General features: G+C 42.9%; 19 protein-coding genes and 1 rRNA gene. 17 read left to right on the top strand and 3 right to left on the bottom strand.

Features of this window, described 5'->3' with window-relative positions:
* Nucleotides 1-151: 151 nt before the first annotated feature.
* Nucleotides 152-268, top strand: a 5S ribosomal RNA gene (rrf, locus tag B5771_RS06980).
* Nucleotides 269-613: 345 nt separating this feature from the next.
* Here rrf and B5771_RS06975 read toward each other — a convergent pair.
* Nucleotides 614-1,621, bottom strand: coding sequence for a hypothetical protein (locus tag B5771_RS06975; RefSeq protein WP_088186886.1), 1,008 nt, complete (start codon nt 1,619-1,621; stop codon nt 614-616).
* 173 nt (nt 1,622-1,794) lie between these two features.
* On the opposite strand from B5771_RS06975, the gene B5771_RS06970 reads away from it, so the two are divergent.
* From B5771_RS06970 to B5771_RS06910, 14 genes are all read left to right on the top strand, one after another.
* A complete protein-coding gene (locus B5771_RS06970) occupies nt 1,795-2,475 on the top strand; it encodes a metallophosphoesterase family protein (RefSeq protein WP_172408181.1) in 681 nt (226 codons plus the stop codon).
* 56 nt (nt 2,476-2,531) lie between these two features.
* Entirely contained in the window at nt 2,532-2,945 is a 414-nt protein-coding gene (locus tag B5771_RS06965; protein ID WP_088186884.1) for a hypothetical protein, read from the top strand.
* A gap of 55 nt (nt 2,946-3,000) precedes the next feature.
* Nucleotides 3,001-3,285, top strand: coding sequence for a hypothetical protein (locus B5771_RS06960; RefSeq protein WP_088186883.1), 285 nt, complete (start codon nt 3,001-3,003; stop codon nt 3,283-3,285).
* Nucleotides 3,286-3,487: 202 nt separating this feature from the next.
* A complete protein-coding gene (locus B5771_RS25195; RefSeq protein ID WP_348982942.1) occupies nt 3,488-3,841 on the top strand; it encodes an Rpn family recombination-promoting nuclease/putative transposase in 354 nt (117 codons plus the stop codon).
* Entirely contained in the window at nt 3,799-3,948 is a 150-nt protein-coding gene (locus B5771_RS24210) for a hypothetical protein (RefSeq protein ID WP_172408180.1), read from the top strand. The genes B5771_RS25195 and B5771_RS24210 overlap by 43 nt, the downstream gene beginning before the upstream one ends.
* Before the next feature lie 386 nt (nt 3,949-4,334).
* Entirely contained in the window at nt 4,335-4,700 is a 366-nt protein-coding gene (locus B5771_RS06950) for a hypothetical protein (protein ID WP_088186882.1), read from the top strand.
* Between the two features lie 388 nt (nt 4,701-5,088).
* Nucleotides 5,089-6,030, top strand: a complete 942-nt coding sequence (locus B5771_RS06945) for an ABC transporter permease (protein ID WP_172408179.1) — start codon at nt 5,089-5,091, stop codon at nt 6,028-6,030.
* 31 nt (nt 6,031-6,061) lie between these two features.
* Nucleotides 6,062-6,895, top strand: a complete 834-nt coding sequence (locus B5771_RS06940; protein ID WP_088186890.1) for an ABC transporter permease — start codon at nt 6,062-6,064, stop codon at nt 6,893-6,895.
* Between the two features lie 49 nt (nt 6,896-6,944).
* Nucleotides 6,945-7,943: an ABC transporter ATP-binding protein gene (locus B5771_RS06935; RefSeq protein ID WP_088186880.1), complete on the top strand. Its 999-nt coding sequence runs from the start codon at nt 6,945-6,947 to the stop codon at nt 7,941-7,943.
* Nucleotides 7,936-8,958, top strand: a complete 1,023-nt coding sequence (locus tag B5771_RS06930) for a dipeptide ABC transporter ATP-binding protein (protein WP_088186879.1) — start codon at nt 7,936-7,938, stop codon at nt 8,956-8,958. The genes B5771_RS06935 and B5771_RS06930 overlap by 8 nt, the downstream gene beginning before the upstream one ends.
* Nucleotides 8,959-9,028: 70 nt before the next feature.
* A complete protein-coding gene (locus tag B5771_RS06925) occupies nt 9,029-10,651 on the top strand; it encodes an ABC transporter substrate-binding protein (RefSeq protein ID WP_088186878.1) in 1,623 nt (540 codons plus the stop codon).
* Between the two features lie 66 nt (nt 10,652-10,717).
* Nucleotides 10,718-12,760: a molybdopterin-dependent oxidoreductase gene (locus tag B5771_RS06920; RefSeq protein WP_088186877.1), complete on the top strand. Its 2,043-nt coding sequence runs from the start codon at nt 10,718-10,720 to the stop codon at nt 12,758-12,760.
* Nucleotides 12,761-12,852: 92 nt separating this feature from the next.
* The gene (locus tag B5771_RS06915) at nt 12,853-13,050 is read left to right on the top strand and encodes a hypothetical protein (protein ID WP_047810975.1); all 198 of its coding nucleotides are present in this window, start codon (nt 12,853-12,855) and stop codon (nt 13,048-13,050) included.
* A 19-nt stretch (nt 13,051-13,069) separates the two neighbouring features.
* On the top strand, nt 13,070-13,435 hold the full coding sequence (locus B5771_RS06910) for a hypothetical protein (RefSeq protein WP_088186876.1): 366 nt from the start codon (nt 13,070-13,072) through the stop codon (nt 13,433-13,435).
* On the opposite strand, the gene B5771_RS06905 is transcribed toward B5771_RS06910, so the two are convergent.
* Together B5771_RS06905 and B5771_RS06900 are read right to left on the bottom strand one after the other, a co-directional pair.
* Nucleotides 13,413-14,792: a HAMP domain-containing sensor histidine kinase gene (locus B5771_RS06905; RefSeq protein ID WP_088186875.1), complete on the bottom strand. Its 1,380-nt coding sequence runs from the start codon at nt 14,790-14,792 to the stop codon at nt 13,413-13,415. The genes B5771_RS06910 and B5771_RS06905 overlap by 23 nt on opposite strands.
* Nucleotides 14,789-15,508 (bottom strand): response regulator transcription factor, encoded by a 720-nt coding sequence (locus tag B5771_RS06900; RefSeq protein WP_088186874.1) that lies wholly within the window; start codon nt 15,506-15,508, stop codon nt 14,789-14,791. The genes B5771_RS06905 and B5771_RS06900 overlap by 4 nt, the downstream gene beginning before the upstream one ends.
* Nucleotides 15,509-15,654: 146 nt before the next feature.
* On the opposite strand from B5771_RS06900, the gene B5771_RS06895 reads away from it, so the two are divergent.
* A complete protein-coding gene (locus tag B5771_RS06895) occupies nt 15,655-16,569 on the top strand; it encodes an ATP-binding cassette domain-containing protein (protein WP_088186873.1) in 915 nt (304 codons plus the stop codon).
* Complete coding sequence (locus tag B5771_RS06890; RefSeq protein ID WP_088186872.1) at nt 16,566-17,318, top strand: ABC transporter permease; 753 nt, start codon at nt 16,566-16,568, stop codon at nt 17,316-17,318. Before B5771_RS06895 ends, B5771_RS06890 begins: the two co-directional genes overlap by 4 nt.

The following is a 17,318-nucleotide window of genomic DNA, read 5'->3' as shown; positions in this document are numbered from 1 at the left end:
CTGACCGGTACTAATCGGTCGAGGGCTTGACCTAATACGATACGTTAGCAAAGGGAATGTGGCTCAGTGTTTCCGAGAAGACGAAGCTAGAAAAAGACTCTATGTAGTTTTGAGAGAACAGAGTTCGCAAAGGACAACTGAATCTCAGAGATCTGGTGATCATGCCGGAGGGGTTCCACCCGTTCCCATCTCGAACACGGAAGTTAAGACCTCCAGGGCCGATAATACTTGGGGCGCAGGCCCCTGGAAAAGTAGGTCATTGCCAGGTAACAAGCGATAGACTGCCATATTGGCAGTCTATCTGTGTTTTATGAAAGAAATGAAAGTATAAACGACCGGGGCTCCACCCGTTCGGGTCCACATTGCAGGAGAATGTGTCACAAGTCGCAATGTGGCGAAAACCTCGTCCGGTTTTCGTCACGCTGCAGGAGAATGCGTCTGTGGACGCAGCGTGGCGAAAGGCTCATCCGCCTATCTTGAAATGGATAAGGGGTTTGAATTAACTGATGCTCTTGAGTTCACATCATTGAACGGCCTAAATTTCTTGTAAACGCTTAAATGAATACAATAAGATTTTGAAGCAAGGTATGACTAATCAAGCAAGAGTCCTAATTTAGAGCTTACGTATATTTAAAATCTGCTCAATATCAAGGACGAGCTCTTCCTCGCGGGTCACTAAAGATACCTTCCTTAATCGCTCTGATCCTTCAGGCGCCAGGTGCAGAGTGCCTGACAGTTCTTTTGGGAGGCCTTCGGATAGGAAGATAACTTTACAGGGGGTTGTATCTTTTAAATAATAACTAAAGGGCCTATCTTGTTTTACGAACTCATTGGAATTCAGGAATTTTCGTTTCGCTTCCTGGCCAAATTTAAGTTTTTCCGTAACAGCATGTTTGTCGACCATACTTCGGGCAAAATCTGAAAGTTGTCCATAGATATGGTCGCCAATTCGGTTCAGTTCGTCGCTAAATATGGTGTCTTTAGCTAACAACTTTAGGCCTATGGTAAGGGCATAAATTTCTGCAGTGTTTAAAGCTAAAAAAATTGGATGAATCAGTGAACTGTACGTGTTTGAGCCGCGTTCCAGTTCACTGATTTTCATTGTTGTGCCCATAAATTCAAAGCCATCTTTCAGAGTGTTAAGATCATCGCTTAAAGCTCGCTCACTTATGCCGAAGGTTTTGGAGAGTTCTTCGCGAGTATGGCTGCCGGAATGAAGATATTTTAAAATTTTAAGGAGACGGTCATAGCCGTCTCTCGTTTTTAATTGTTCGAGAAAGATAAGATCTAAACCAAACTCGTATTTGCTGTTTAAGTGTTTCACGAGGTGTTCAATTCTCCTTACAACAGGGTATTTATCACGGGTATAAATCCGAATGCCCTGGGAGATATTCGCGGTGAATTCATCCTTGTTTTTTTTCAGCAATGAAACAGATAGGCCTAAAATGTTTTCTTTGGCTGCTTCATCATGTGTTCCTCCATAATAGCTCGAGAACCAGGCTGTAAGCTTTTCTGCCGCTTCTTCCCGGTTCTTTTTATTTTTGCCGAAGATTTCTTTCCCGGCTCCTTTCGTAAAGGCTTCGTTGATGAGGTATTGCAGGGTAATATTCATATCATTCACTGGATACTTGACCTCCAAGCAGATAGTTTTAACATTCTCCGCTATTTATTTAGCAGTTAACTTTTGCAGTTAAATCGATCCGAAAAAGAATGAAGCAGTGCTTCATTCTTTTAGACATAGGGATATGGGACAATGGGTTCAAGCAAAACAACATCTTTAGGGGAGGACAGACCATGAAAATCTATGTTATCGGTGATTCACACGGCTGCTATGACGAATTTCAACGGCTACTATCAAAAATGAAACCTAATTTACAAAAGGATCGTTTGATTCTGTTAGGTGATTATCTTGATCGAGGACGGAAAAGTTATGAATTAATCCAGGCGCTTTTAAGATTGCAGGCTGATTATGGCAGTGAAAAGGTCGTTTTGTTAAGAGGCAATCATGAGCAAATGGCTCTGGACTATTTTGCCAAGAGGGATAGCTCTTACTTGTATAATGGCGGGCAGGCAACAATTCGGAGCTTTCACAGTCACAACGACCCTTTGGAGAATTATCTTAAGGTGTTTCGACAAATGCCGGTCTATATTGAGGATGAAGATTATCTTTTCGTTCACGCCGGAGTTCGACCTGGAGTCGTTTTAGAGAAGCAAAGCGAAGGGGATATGCTTTGGATTCGTGAAGAGTTTTATAAGTATCCCAATACTTTAGGGAAAACGGTCGTCTTTGGTCACACTCCAACGGTATATCTCGCGCAGGAGTCTCGGCCTGTTAGACTGCATAATAATATTGCCCTCGATACAGGTTGCGTATACGAAGGATGGTTAAGCGCTTTAGAGATTTCTGAGGGAACTGTGACGAGAATTTATCAGGTTCAAGGTAATCGCTGTTTCGCCTATCAAATGGCTATCTAAGCTGTTTAACCATTAGAAAAAACGTCGCTTAACGATTAAAAGGGAGTGGATTAAAGATGGATCAAGAACTAATTCTTAAGAATAATTACCCCACACAATATAATCTCTTTGGAATTTATGTAGATTGGCAGATTGACAATAACTATATTGGGTTTCTTGGCCCAGATCCCCATGGAATTGACGACTTCAGCAAGTTTTTGGACAAGAATCGGTGGCAGGTTGTAACTATTGATTTTGAAGGACAGCAGATGCTCTCATTTAATCTTAACCTTCCTAAGTTTAAGTTATTGGAAATACTCGACATCAAAATAGTGAAGGTAAACAGAAACAAGCTCACTGGTCAGGAAGCATTGAGAATCCTAGAAGGGCGGGAAAAGAAATTCAAGCTGCCTGTATTTGATATTTTTCAGTGTTACATGGCGAACGTACCAGCGGACCTGTCCAATCATAAAGTTTTCGAATCAGGATGATAATATTATTACGATTGATGGCAGTATTTTTGACAAACGCATTATTATTAAAGTCATGACTAAAGATGGGGTTGAGAGAATCACCAGTGCCAACGATATCTATAACGGCGGTGTAGATGAAAATGAATACCTAATTGATTCAACCCAATATGATGATGAAACTTCGTATGAAATGGAAAAGTACTGGTCCGAAAAGCTAGGTATCCCGGTTTTAGGTGATGATGAGGAAATAGACTTTTTTTATCAATACCCAAGATTGAAGGGAGGAGAAGAAAAGAATGTTATCGATATAATCCAGCCCACGATGAAGAAGGGGCTTTTGCCGACGAAGTCGTGCTAGGAGAATTGGGGTTGCTGTAACCAAATTGATTGATTTCATGGCATGAAAAGAGTATTATATAGCGTTAAGCTTTACATGATCTAAACCAATCTTTTCTCATTTCATAAACATCCATGCTATACTTAAGGTAAGGGAGTCGTTATAATGGTCAAGCTAAATTAAGATCGCTACACCGCCCGGAGACGAGTTTTTACTCCTGTAAATATTACGTTCAAACAGCTTCATATTAATAGACGGTTACCTTTACCTTCTTTTTGAGCATAAAAGTTACCCATCTCCTAAGAGAGCCCTCCAACTGTTGAAATACATTCTTAACATTTGGGAACAAAAAACAATCGGTCAATCCACAGCTAAGTTGCATCGGAATTTAAGCTCTTGGAGTGTTACACCAAATGAAAGTAGTCCTTGGACAAAATCAGACATGATGAATAGGGAAGTAAACAAGGCTTTTATAGACTTTTATAAAGTTTTGGCAACGGGTATTAATATTTTTGTCGGCTGGGAGGTAATAATGTGTTATCAGAAGACAAATTGCGTGAAGAAGTTGGGTTCCTGACTAAAAACATGAATGCTAAGGAACTACAAAAGGCAATTAAATATTTGAGATCAATTGTTGGACAAACAATGGAGGAAGCCTTAAGCGACCCCTTTGTACGATGTTGAAGACTTGACAGAGGAGGATGAGATTTCCATTGCCCAGGGTGAAGAAGACGTTGCTGCTGGTAGGCTCCATAGCCTAGATGAAATTAAAAGGCAGTTGGGTGACTTATGAATATAGTCATTACTACACATGCCAAGAAAGATCTGGAGAAACTTGATAGAGATACTTGAAACCAAGTGTATTTAACTCTGGAACATTTTGTCGCTGGACAACGTGTTGATATCAAGAAACTAAGAAGTTCCGAAAAATATAGAATTAAGACCTTCGCTCTAACGTGCTCGGGCTTGGCTCTGTAGCCAATTAAATGATCCTGATAAATATATGCTTTATAAGCTATGAAGTTATAGGGAAAAGATTTTGACATTTATTAAAGGAGAGTTTTTAAAAAATGCAAAAAAAATACGTAATCTGGAATTCCGAGGAGCAGGGGGATGTTACGAAATTTCCGAAATCATCCTTCAAAGAGATGGTATACTTCGGAGAAAATTCAAGCAACTGTCGTTTTCCGAATATAGAAGTTAACGAAGAAAATCAGGCGAAGCTTTTGAAGCTAGTCGAGGAGTATAATTTACTTAATGAGGAAGAACGCCAAGAGTTAAACCTGATTAGTTTCTTTAAAGAGAAGGGAATTAATATCGAGCATGTCGATGAATTTGAAGAACCTCGCGAAATCTTCATTTTACTCGTCTATTTCAAAGAGATTTGCAAACTGTCAGACTTTGACCCTCTGCTTGCGCTTGAAAAAACAATTTAGGACAAAGGGTATGAGCAGCGTATCGTATTGTCCCTTTATCTGTTGACTTTAGGCGTGTCTGTTAATGAAATTATAGAGTATAATTTTTTATAAGTTTACCAGAACGAGTCCTTAAACCAGTATTTGCTGGATGAAAGGACTCGTTTGTTTTTTAGGCTGTGATAATTATTTTAAACATGACGTGGGATGACGATTTTGTGATCAATGACATTGAGCGCTGATTGTGACATAGAACATTGTGATACTAAAGCAATATATAACTAAATAATTATTAATATTCATATATTTACAGTTATGGTATATAAATATATAATAAAATGTAATTAAAGCAAAAAATTACATCTATGAACTTTTATGTATTTATTTTAATAATATGGAGGAATTAGGAGTGGTTTGCTATATCCTTCGAAGGTTATCGATGCTTTTTTTGGTGCTGGTAATAGTAGCTATACTGGCTTTTTTTTGTGTCTATGCTATGCCTGGCGATCCGGTGCGTATTATCTTAGGTGACTTTGCCACAAAAGATCAGATACTTCAATTGCGGCATCAACTGGGCTTGGATCAGTCGGTATATGTCCGCTTTTTTATTTGGCTTTCTCGAATAATACATGGAGACTTTGGAGAATCGCTGTTTTTACATATGCCGGTGAGTAAGGCAATCTTGTCAAGGATGGAACCTACCCTTCTTCTTGCCGTGATGGGCCAATTGATTGGAATTATTCTTGGGGTACCGATAGGTGTAATTGCAGCTGTTAAACACCGCACCTGGATGGACCGGTTCGCAGTTGCCTTTTCTTTGGCAGGTATATCAATACCGAGTTTCTGGTTAGCACTAATCCTAATTTTATTTTTTGGTGTTTACTTAGGCTGGTTTCCGGTTTGCGGCTATAAACCCATTTCGGAGGTAGGGTTTGGCGTCATTAAATACTTGATATTGCCCGGTCTAACCTTAGGGTTGATGCAGAGTGGTTTGATTGCCAGAATGACCAGGAGTTCTATGCTTGAAGTTTTAGGTCAGGACTATATAAGGACGGCCAAGGCTAAAGGCTTAATGGAGTACGTTATCATTATGAGGCATGCCCTTAAAAATGCCTGTATCCCTGTAGTTACCATTATCGGGATGAGTTTCGGCCTATTATTAGGCGGCACCTGGATTGTAGAAACAATCTATTATATTCCGGGAACAGGAGCTTTAGCGATAACGGCAATCATGAAACGAGATTTTCCGGTTATACAGGGTACCATGATATTCACTGCGCTTATCTTTGTAGTCGTTAATCTGCTTGCTGATATAAGCTACGTTTTACTAAATCCGCGGATAAAGAATTAATCATAGAGAAATGAGGTTGCGAATTGTGCGGATGATTCCTGGCTTAAAATTTGTTAAAAGGAACTTTCCGGTTTTTCTCGGGGGATTAATCATTGTTTTTATGCTTTCCGGAGCATTATTTGCGCCTTTTTTAACAAATTGGAATCCTTTAGAGGTTAGCAGTAACTATAGATTATTATCTCCGTCTAGTATCCATCTGATGGGAACGGATCAATTGGGAAGGGATATTCAGAGCAGGATCTTATACGGGGCGCGGACGTCAATGGAAGTGGGTTTTTCAGTAGTCTTAATTTCCACATTGTCAGGAGTTATCTTGGGTTTAGTTTCAGGCTATTACAAAAAAGTTGGCAGTGTGGTAATGCGCGTAATTGACGGTTTTATGGCCTTTCCGGGTATTATTGTGGCCATATTTATGGCCGCAGTTTGGGGTCCGGGTAAGCTTAATATTATTATGGCGTTGTCCTTTGCTTACTTTTCCCGCATGACTAGGGTTGTTCGAGGAGCGGTATTGCCAATCAATGAATTAGAATTTATCAATTCGGCTAAGACAGCAGGGGCTGCGGACAGATATATTCTCACAAGATATATTCTAGCCAATATATTATCGCCAATAATTGTTCAGGCAACGTTTATCTTTGCCTTAGCGATCCTGGATGAAGCGGCTTTAAGCTTCTTGGGAGTAGGCATTAAAGCTCCGGAGCCAAGTTGGGGAAGTATGGTCAGTGAAGCTAAAACATATATGCAGGTAGCACCTTGGACAATAGTTTTTCCCGGTGGGGCAATTGCTTTGGCGGTTTTAGGGTTGAACTTATTCGGGGATGGATTAAGGGACATGCTGGATCCCCGGCTTCGTTTGAAAGGTTAGCTGTGCTTGGGCCTTATTGGGAATTCTCGCTTAGAAGGAGTCTGTCTTTATGGCTGAGAAGTTGCTGGAAGTTAAAGATTTAAAGGTGTCTTTCCATACGAAGGGCGGGATCGTGCCTGCTGTTAACGGAGTATCTTTCAATATTCATAAGGGCGAATCTCTTGGCATTGTGGGAGAGTCGGGATGCGGGAAGAGCGTTACCGCTCTCAGCATCATGAAGCTTATTCCTGAGCCTGCCGGGACCATCGATTCCGGTGAAATCCTTTATCGAGAAAAAGATATTTTACTTCAGGGTCCCCAAACGGTACGGGATATTAGAGGAAATAGAATCTCTATGATTTTTCAGGAACCAATGACCTCCTTAAATCCTGTATTAACGATAGGTAGGCAGATTGGTGAAGTGTTCGAGAGGCATCAATCCTTGAGCAGAAAACAGGGTTTGACTAAGGCTGTTGAGTTGCTGGAACTTGTTGGAATACCTATGGCTTCACGAAGAATCAAAGAATATCCGCATCAATTTTCAGGCGGGATGAGGCAGCGGGTAATGATTGCCGCAGCCTTGGCTTGCAGCCCGGAACTGCTGATTGCCGATGAACCGACTACGGCTCTTGATGTAACCATTCAGGCGCAGATTCTTAAGGTTCTTAGGCATCTGTGCCAAACCAAGGATATGGCCTTGATGCTGATAACCCATGATCTGGGTGTCATCGCGGAAATGACCCAGCGGGTGATTGTGATGTATGCCGGTAAGGTCATGGAAGAAGCACCCGTCCGTAAACTTTTTAAACAGCCTGAACATCCCTATACCATGGCACTCTTAGCCTCAATGCCTTATTTCTATAAGCCCAAAAATAGTCTTTTTGCTATTCGGGGAGCTGTTCAAGAGGGGGATTTCAGAGAAACAGGGTGTGTTTTTCAGAGCCGATGTGACTTTGCCCAGCCAATTTGTTTGAAGAATGAACCTCCTTTGGTTCAGGTCGAGGGCGAACGGTTTGTACGCTGCTGGAGGAAGGCTGAGAAATGGCTGGAAGGAGGAAGACATGAGTGAAGTAAAGGATATTTTGAGAGTTCAAAACTTAGTTAAGCATTTTCCATTTAGGGGAGGGATGTTTTCTCGAGGCCAAGGAGCTGTTAAGGCAGTGGATGGTGTAAGTTTCGAGGTCAAAAAAGGCGAAACGTTGGGAATTGTTGGCGAATCAGGCTGCGGAAAATCCACCCTGGGCAAAATGATTCTGCGTTTATTGAAGCCAACTCGGGGAAGTGTACTTTTTGAGGGGATCGACCTATTCGCCCTGAGCAACCATGAATCTCGAACGATGAGCAAGGATATTCAGATGGTGTTCCAAGATCCCTTTGCTTCTCTCAATCCTCGGATGAAAGTGGGCAGCTTAATAGGCGAACCTTTAAAGCTGCTAACGAGAGATACTCGGGCAGAGACGCAGAAAAAAGTTCTTGAGCTATTAGAAAAAGTAGGCCTGAACGAGGGCCATTTGAGTAAATATCCTCATGAGGTTTCCGGTGGGCAGAGGCAGCGAATCGGCATTGCCAGAGCTTTGATCTTAAAGCCAAAGTTAGTGGTATGCGATGAGCCGGTATCTGCTTTGGATGTATCAATTCAGAGCCAGATCATTAACTTGTTGCAGGATCTTCAGCAAGAATACGGCTTAACGTATCTGTTTATTTCCCATGATCTATCCGTGATAAGACATATTTGTGATCGGGTTATAGTCCTTTACCTTGGGAAAATCGTTGAAATAGGGACAGTTGAGGAGATATTTTCTAATCCGCAGCATCCCTATACTAAAGCACTCCTTGCGGCGATTCCTGTACCTGATCCGGAGATAAAGCGGGAGACAATCATTCTCGAGGGTGATGTGCCAAACCCTAGTGAGTTGCTGCAGGGCTGCCGCTTTAACAACCGCTGTCCGGTGAAAAAGGAGATATGTCAGAGTATAGAACCGAGTTTAATTTCCTCAGGCACTCATGCCGTTGCCTGCCATTGCAGAGAATTGAATGAAAGATCGGAAGGGCAGGTAATTCAACTTAATATGGGGGTGGTTTAAATCAGTTTAGCCGGAGGTAGTTAGAAGTCTTGATAAATTATTAAGAGATAGAACTCTGGGAGGTTGAAAGATGATTAAACGAAACGGGGTATTTAAATTTTGTGCAATGGTCTTGATTGGAATGTTAACCATATCCATGACTGCCTGCTCAGCTCAGAAGGCGCCTGCATCCAGCAGTGACATCAACTCCAACGCTAAGCCGCAGTATGGCGGGACGTTGACGGTAGCGGACCAAGTTGCTCCGCCACATTTAGACAGTGATAAATCAACAGAATGGAAAGTAACAGAAATAGATAATCACATTTACGAAGGTCTATTCGAATTTAACGACAAGTTTGAAGCTGTCCCTCAATTAGCGGATAGTTATGAAAAGCTTGATGGGGGAAAGACGTATAAAGTTAAGCTTCGTAAAGGGGTTTTGTTCCAGAATGGCAAAGAAATGACTTCTTCAGACGTTGAAGCTTCCTTTAATCGATGGTTGAAGAATAACGGTGCCGGTGACATAATTAAACCTTATTTTGACAAGGTAGAAGTTATTGGTCCCTATGAGATGGATTTTAAGTTTAAAGAGCCCTATGCGCCCTTTGTCAATATTCTTGCCTCTGAAGTCTCCGGACAAAAATTCTATGTCCGTACGAAAGAAATGGTCGATAAATTCGGCGATAACATTATTACCGAACACATTGGCACAGGGCCTTATCAAGTAGCGGAATATGTTCCAGATCAGTATGTCAAGCTTAAACGGTTTGATAAATATGTTCCTAACCCGAGACCATCCTCCTTATTTTCTGGAAAAAGAGTTGCCTATTTAGATGAGATCGTTTTTAAGTTTGTTCCTGACGAGGAAGTCAGGGTTGCAGGGGTGGAAACCGGAGAATTTCAGTATGCTGATGAAGTGTCTCAAGATAAATATGAGATGTTAAAGAGCAATCCCAATGTTCAACCGATCATTGTTCCTTATGACATGATGGGTATGGTGGTGTTTAATTGCGGGAAGGCACCCTTTAATAATTTGGATGCTCGTAAGGCAGTTAATGCTGCCCTTGATATGGCTGAATATGGCAAAGCAGCTGTTGGCGATGAAAAGTTTTGGCGCTTAGACGGTTCCTTGTTCCCAAAAGGAAGTATTTGGTATGATGGGAACGCCGGTAAAGGAATTTACAATCAGCCAAATCTGGAAGAGGCTAAAGCGCTGCTAAAAAAATCCGGCTATGATGGAACACCGATTGTCATCTTGAATACCAAAGAAAATGCTGTGGAAAGCCAAGGTGCCCTGTCCTTAAAATCCCAGCTGGAAAAGGTTGGCTTTAGGGTGGACGTTCAGCTCTACGACCGTGCAACGATGCTGCAAAAACGATCGCAGGTTAATAATTGGAATATCAGTATCTCCAATTGGGTGGAATTCAACCCCGACCCGCAGGTTTTTGGGGCGTGGATCGGTACAAAAAAATGGATCGGTAATTGGCAGGATGATGATTCAGCCCACATGGATGCCATTTTTAATAAAATGCTGGGAGAAACTGATACCAATACTAGAATCCAGGATGTCAAGGATATGTACAAGGAGTTTTGGGATAAAGTCCCTATGATCAAAACGGTCAACTATAGCCGTCTTCACGTGAAAAACAAGTCACTTCAGGGGTATCCGGATTTCTGCAAACAAATCTTCTGGAATACCTGGCTGCAAAAATAAGTATGGATGGTGGGAGTTCTGCATTTATGAAGGCTCCCGCCATTTTTAAAGAAAGGAGCTGGTGACTTGCCATACGAAAGGATTAATACCTACTGCCGGATGTGCGGCGAACAGTGCAGTATTGAGGTTTTTCTTGATACGGGGAAAATTGTTAAAATACAGGGCCAAAAAAATCACCCTTGGAATCAAGGAACAATTTGTGTTAAAGGCCTGGCTGCTATGGACTGGATCTATGCCCCGGATAGGATCACCAAACCTCTTAAAAAGACGAGGCAGGGTTGGAAGGAAATTCCTTTAACGACTGCTTTAAGTGAAATAGCAGATAAAATGAACGAACTGAAAAATAACTATGGTGCCAGAAGCATGGGCTTTTGGAAAGGTGAAGCCATTGGATTTGCTCAGCAAGAGGAATACGCAAGGCGCTTTTGCCATGCTTTTGGCACACCGAATTACTTTTCCTGTGACTCAGAATGTTTTTGCGGTCATTATATCGGCTATTCACTGGTCGATGGCACATACCCGGTCCCGGATTTCGATAACACCAGCTGCATGCTGCTTTGGGGAACAAATCCTCCCTTAAGTCGGCCGGTGATTGCCCAAAAAGCAGCGGCTGCGAGAAATAGGGGAGCCAGGCTGATTGTAATCGACCCCATGGTCACCGAAGCATCGCGTCAAGCAGACTGGCATGTTCAATTAAAGCCTGCCACAGACGGAGCTTTTGCCTTGGGAATGATTAATTTGATCCTTGAAAAGAAGTGGTATGATGAGGAGTTTGTTAAGAGCTTTACTATAGGTTTTGAGGAACTTTCTGCCTATGCGAAAGAATTTACGCCCCCCAGGGTTGAAAGGGAGACGGGGGTGCCTATTTCTGTCTTATGGCAGGTGACCAGAGAATTTGCTGAGCACGCTCCCCAGGCTTTGAATTATGTCGGCATCGGTTTAGAACATCACGAAAATAGTATTAATAACATCAGGGCAATTGCGTCTATTGGGGCCTTGTGCGGCTGTATCGACCAAAAGGGCGGGGAACTGCTGCCTCAAAGAGCGGGGCTCCCTTCCCTAACCTTATATGATGAGATTCCGCTGCGTCACCTAGAACCGATTGGCGCGCAGCAGTTTCCGGTACTCTATGATTTTCGTCAAGAATGTCACACCATGACCGCCATGGACACTATGCTCACAGGTAAACCCTATCCCCTGAAAGGCTTGATAATGACAGCTGCTAATCCAGTACTGACAAACCCTAATTCCCTCAAGGTTAAGCAGGCGTTAGGGAACCTGGAACTGCTGGTAGTTCGCGACTTATTTATGACGGAAACTGCGGAACTGGCAGACTATTTTTTACCAGCCGCATCCTTCCTGGAGCGGACAGAGCTTATAGTTAATAGTCATATCCGGCAAATTGGGCTGCGCCGCAAAGTTACTGATTTTGCCCTATGTCAAAGCGAGTATGATTTTTGGAAAGCGCTGGCCGATCAACTGCATCTTCAAGATTATTTCCCGTGGAAAGATGAGGTCGAAGTCAACCAATGGTTATTGAGTCAGGCGGCTATATCCTATGATCAATTGGCCAATAGTCCTGAAGGGATAGAGTATTCTGAAGCAGAATATTTGAAATACAGAACGCTAGGCTTTCAAACGCCTTCAGGAAAAGTTGAATTTGTATCTTCTTATTTGCGAAAATACGGCTATGATGAACTGCCGATATACCGGCAGCCATTATATATGGAGGAAAAAAATCAAGAATACCCGTATGTCTTGATTACCGGTTCTCGCAGGAGGGGTACCTGCAATTCCAGGTATCATAATCTGCCAAAACTCAAAGTGTTAACACCCGGACCGGAAGTAGAAATGAATACTTCAGATGCAGAAACCTTGGGTCTACGTAGCGGGGATATTGTGCAGATCAGCTCCTTTGTGGGTTCAATAGAGCTCCCTGTTCGAGTCCTTGGATTTTCAGAAGTATTAGAAGGTACCGTTCAGATAACCCATGGCTGGCAAGAAGGTAATGTGAATATTATCACGGCAGATTTGATCAATGATCCTATCGATGGTTTCCCGCTTCTGAAATCACTGCCGGTTAAGATTGTCAAAAAGGAAACACAATAGACGCAAAGTTTAACAAGTGAGATACACCTGTTTGATATTATATTGGTATAATATGAGGGAGTAATTTTCGGATTATAGAGGGAGGAATTATAATGAATCTTGATGAAGCAGTATCAGCAATGAAAATACTCTTAAATAAGTATCCTAAACTCACTAAGGCTGAATACTCACAACTTAAGGCCATAGCAGATGAGATCTCTGACGGTGCGATGGATAAAATTTCAGATATTATTTTTGCTGAAGTATTTTCCTTAGAAAAACGTGAAGGGGATATTGGATTTAGGGAGTAAGCTTAATTGGAGTTGTGACATGAACAGAAAATTGTCAATAATCAAAACTGCTATTTTTCTGCTATTCGTTGCATGGACGATAAGTTTTATCTGGATAAAGGACATAGCTGATCACTGGAAATCTGAATTTGTCTTTGGTTATCTAATATTGTTAGTTTTACTTTCCGTTTACCTTCTCTGGAGAATAATATCAAACATAAGGAAGCTAAAACGGGAACAAATAAAGAAAAAAATAACTAAGTTTTTTGGTTTATTTGTATCGTTCTGGATTTTGAATATTATACTGAATTATCTATTTAAGAGTCGGATTGATGTGTTTAGTAAGATAGTTATTCCCCTTGGCATGGCTTTAGGAATTACGTTTATACCTGAAGATGATGAATAGGCATTGGTAGAGAAAGTACTATGATGCAGCCGCCGTTGGGAATATTACGAAATTCTATAGTTCCTTCGTGAACGGTGATTATTTGTTGTACTATGGCGAGGCCAAGACCGTGGTTTTCCAAGCGAGCAGAACTTTTCGGATGATTTAGCTTGTTAAGCATCTCATTTGTGAAACCAACACCGTTATCGGAAACGCTGAGAGAGCAATTGCCCAAACCCATTTCTAACGTTAGTTTAATTGCACAGCCTTTGGGGTTATGGCGGATACTGTTCGTTATCAAATTGGAAATCGCCCGTTTTAGAAGCTCTTCATCGCCGGGGAGGACGGCGTTTTGCGCGTTTGCGCTGATCACTAGGTTAAGAGAGTAAGTGTCGTCTAGACCGCTGTTTAAGAAATCGGCGACGATGCTGCGTAGCAGCACCGAGAGCGGGACAGCGGTTTTTCGAATCGGCTGCATGTCGTATTCCAGTTTGGAAGCCAGGTTTAAGTCGCTGATCAGTGTTTTGATCCGTTCGCTCTGGCGTCGGATAATACTGGCTTCCTCGCGTTTGGACAGGGGTATCTCGGTGTCGTTCTCAAGCTGACTAGCGTAACCCATAACGAGAGAAAGTGGAGTGCGGATATCGTGGGAAACTCCGGCAATCCATGTTGTGCGGGCATTATCCCGCTTATTGAGAGCAGCTTCTTGTTTAGCCAGTTGCGCGGAAGTCTGATTGATTCCAGCGGCAAGGTCTCCAAGCAGGCCGTTTGCAGAAATCTTCACCGGCCTCTTTTCGGCCATGTCCTCAATTCCTTTTGCCAAAGGTTTCAATGAGCGAAACAAGCGTATACCGAAAAGCAAGGCCAGCAGTAATGCCGCAATAGCGTTGAATATCAGAACAAAGGGAATCCACACAAGTATGTTTTCCATAATCTTTTGCGGCATCTCGATATTGTACTTCCACATACTTCTTTTTTCGCTTCCAAGCACAAAAAGACCGTTCTGCTGCTGCCAGACATTGACCGGATAATCCTTCAGATACCAGTGGGTAAAACCCGCCACATCCAGAACAGAGTACTTTAGTGGTATGTCGCTTGGCAAATTTTCACTCCAGATCACCTTGCCGTTATGATCTAACAGCATTGCCCATTGATTTCTTTTAGTAATTTCATGGCTAACCGCTGGGGAAAGCGTGAAAATATTGTCTGTTTTTGTCAGGCCGTTAGCAAGCTGGGAAACGATGTAGTCTTTTTGGGCTATTTTAACTGTCTGAACCGTCCATGCTGCAAGTATTGTGAAATTAATTACAATCAAAACAAGGGTAACACCAGCTGCGGAGAGCGTATAACGGATCAGAATTTTCATCATACTTTTCATTTCGTTTCCGCTCCTGTCAGCCTGTAGCCAAGACCTCGCACAGTAAGCAAATACCGCGGAACGGATGGATCCGGCTCTATCTTTTCGCGCAGACGCCGGATATGAACCATCAATGTATTTTCATAGCCGTAAAGGTTGTCGCCCCAAGCGGCCTGGCATAGACTATCGCCGGTCACGATATTTTCCCGGTTTTCATAGAGTTTTTCAAGGAGAGCAAATTCCTTAGCCGTAAGTGTACGCTGCCCGGTTTTTGTCGTGACTGTGCCGCTGTTCAGGTCAACCTCGTTTTCACCAAGGTGAAAAAACGGTCTTTTAATTTTTTGCAGTACGACGGGAAAATAGGCTCGGCTCAGGACGGCTTTCAGCCTGAGGGTCAGCTCACGCGGCAGAAAGGGTTTGGTAATATAGTCATCTGCTCCGAGCCCTAAGCCGAGCAAACGGTTTTCATCTTCGTCGCGTGCGGAAAGAAACACTACAGGAACAGCCGATAGGGAACGGAATTCCCGCAGCAAGGAGAAACCGTCTCCGTCCGGCAGGGAAACATCCAGAATTACGACTTCCGGCTTCTCGTGAGCAAAGAGCTGGCGCGCCTGTTGGCAGTTTGCAGCAGAAAAAACTTTCCTAAAGCCTTCCTGCTTTAGGATGTTGCTTAGCATTTTTAACAGTTCTGGCTCGTCGTCCACGATCAGCAGCTGGCAGTCAAAAATATCGTTCATTACTATCACCACAATCATTATAGCGTAAAGAAAAGAGATATTGTTCGTTTTTCTTTAGGTTTAAGGTAAATGTAAGCTTTAGTATAGGCTTATGTAAGGAGGGCTTGTTATGATGTTTCCAGTTTAACGTAAAGGGGACATCAAAATTGTCGGATATTATCATAACAAGCGGCCTATGTAAGCGGTACGAAAAGGTTTTACGAGTGAACGATCTGAATCTTCAGGTGCCGGAAGGTGTTGTCTACGGTTTTCTCGGGCCAAACGGTGCGGGTAAGTCAACCACAATGAAAATGTTATTAGGCCTTGCAAGGCCTACATCCGGAACCATCGCCATGTTCGGCAGGCCTGTTAACAGCAAAAACAGACTCTCGATCCTAAGGAAGGTTGGGTCCCTGATTGAATCTCCCAGTTGCTACGAGCATCTGACCGGTGCGGAAAACCTGCGGATTCTCTGTGCACTTAAGGGTGTGCCGGAAAAAGATATTAACAGGGTGCTGCAAATCGTCCGGCTGGAAAATCAGAAGGAGAAGAAGGTCTCGCAGTACTCAATGGGCATGAAGCAGCGACTTGGTCTTGCCGGAGCGTTGTTGGGTAATCCGAAGCTTTTAATTCTCGACGAGCCGACAAACGGCCTTGATCCTGCAGGTATCCAGGAGATGCGCGATCTGATTTGCTCACTGCCGGTAAAATATGGCATGACGGTGATGGTTTCCAGTCATCTGTTAAGCGAGATTGACCAAATAGCCAATAATGTGGGAATCATCAGCGGCGGACAGCTTGTGTTTCAGGATACTTTAGCAACGCTGCATGAAAGAAGCAGAGACAGCATTGCTGTCCGAACTCTGCATAACGAGACAGCGGCAGAACTACTCAGCGGGCAGGGGGTTTCCTGCCGGGTACAGAAGGACTATCTTTTACTGCCTACGTTTTCCGATGACGAACTTGCCGGTCATATTTACCGGCTTTATGAAAAAAATATTGGCGTGGTGCGCATAGAGGAACGACGCAAGAGTCTTGAAGATATCTTCCTGGAGCTGACCGGAACGGCGGTGAGTTTATGATACAGGCGCTAACTATCGAATTTCAAAAAATCCGCCGCAGAAGGGTATGGGCTATTGTTGCGGTAATGATTTCCGTGCAGATACTGTGGTTGTTATGGAGCGTGGGGAGGATGGACGTCCACGACCTTTCCCAGGGTTGGATGAATATTCTATACCGGTTTCCGCTGCTAAACTCCATCATGATGCCGGTTATAGCAGCAGTGGTATCATCGCGGCTCTGCGATATTGAGCATAAGGGGCAGACATTTAAGCTCCTGAATACCGTGATGCCCGCCCGACGTTTGTTTGCTGTTAAATTTTTATGCGGAGCTCTGTATATGCTCGTCTTAGTCTTTTTACAGCTTGCAGTCATTGTTGCTGTAGGTTATGCAGCCGGATTTGAGGGGAATCCGCCAGTCGATAAATTATTTTATTATTTGCTCAGTACAGCATCTGTAAATCTAACTATTCTGCTGCTGCAGCAGGTTTTGTCATTTCTGTTTAAGAATCAGATGATTTCTCTTACAGTAGGGATTATCGGAAGCTTTGCAGGACTCTTTTTGATGTTTTTTCCACAGAGTTTTTCCAGGCTGGTCCTTTGGGGATATTATGGTGTGCTGATGTTTGTGGGCTTGAACTGGGATAGAGAAACGCGTATCAGCAATTTTTACTATACGCCTTTCGACTGGAGCGGTTTTCTTACTCTGACCGTCATGTTTTGCGTGATTTATATCATTGGACGCGCGCTGTTTATTCGAAAGGAGATGTAA

The organism is Desulfosporosinus sp. FKA (assembly GCF_002196785.1).
Lineage (GTDB): Bacteria > Bacillota > Desulfitobacteriia > Desulfitobacteriales > Desulfitobacteriaceae > Desulfosporosinus > Desulfosporosinus acididurans.
Note: the sequence above shows the minus strand (reverse complement) of the source record. Positions and strands in the feature narration are given on the sequence as shown.

Coding starts and splice junctions, on each gene's coding strand:
- B5771_RS06970 (WP_172408181.1), top strand. CDS start 1,795: ATGAAAATCTATGTTATCGGTGATTCACACGGCTGCTATGACGAATTT.
- B5771_RS06965 (WP_088186884.1), top strand. CDS start 2,532: ATGGATCAAGAACTAATTCTTAAGAATAATTACCCCACACAATATAAT.
- B5771_RS06960 (WP_088186883.1), top strand. CDS start 3,001: ATGACTAAAGATGGGGTTGAGAGAATCACCAGTGCCAACGATATCTAT.
- B5771_RS06950 (WP_088186882.1), top strand. CDS start 4,335: ATGCAAAAAAAATACGTAATCTGGAATTCCGAGGAGCAGGGGGATGTT.
- B5771_RS06940 (WP_088186890.1), top strand. CDS start 6,062: ATGATTCCTGGCTTAAAATTTGTTAAAAGGAACTTTCCGGTTTTTCTC.
- B5771_RS06935 (WP_088186880.1), top strand. CDS start 6,945: ATGGCTGAGAAGTTGCTGGAAGTTAAAGATTTAAAGGTGTCTTTCCAT.
- B5771_RS06930 (WP_088186879.1), top strand. CDS start 7,936: ATGAGTGAAGTAAAGGATATTTTGAGAGTTCAAAACTTAGTTAAGCAT.
- B5771_RS06925 (WP_088186878.1), top strand. CDS start 9,029: ATGATTAAACGAAACGGGGTATTTAAATTTTGTGCAATGGTCTTGATT.
- B5771_RS06915 (WP_047810975.1), top strand. CDS start 12,853: ATGAATCTTGATGAAGCAGTATCAGCAATGAAAATACTCTTAAATAAG.
- B5771_RS06910 (WP_088186876.1), top strand. CDS start 13,070: ATGAACAGAAAATTGTCAATAATCAAAACTGCTATTTTTCTGCTATTC.
- B5771_RS06905 (WP_088186875.1), bottom strand. CDS start 14,792: ATGAAAAGTATGATGAAAATTCTGATCCGTTATACGCTCTCCGCAGCT.
- B5771_RS06900 (WP_088186874.1), bottom strand. CDS start 15,508: ATGAACGATATTTTTGACTGCCAGCTGCTGATCGTGGACGACGAGCCA.
- B5771_RS06890 (WP_088186872.1), top strand. CDS start 16,566: ATGATACAGGCGCTAACTATCGAATTTCAAAAAATCCGCCGCAGAAGG.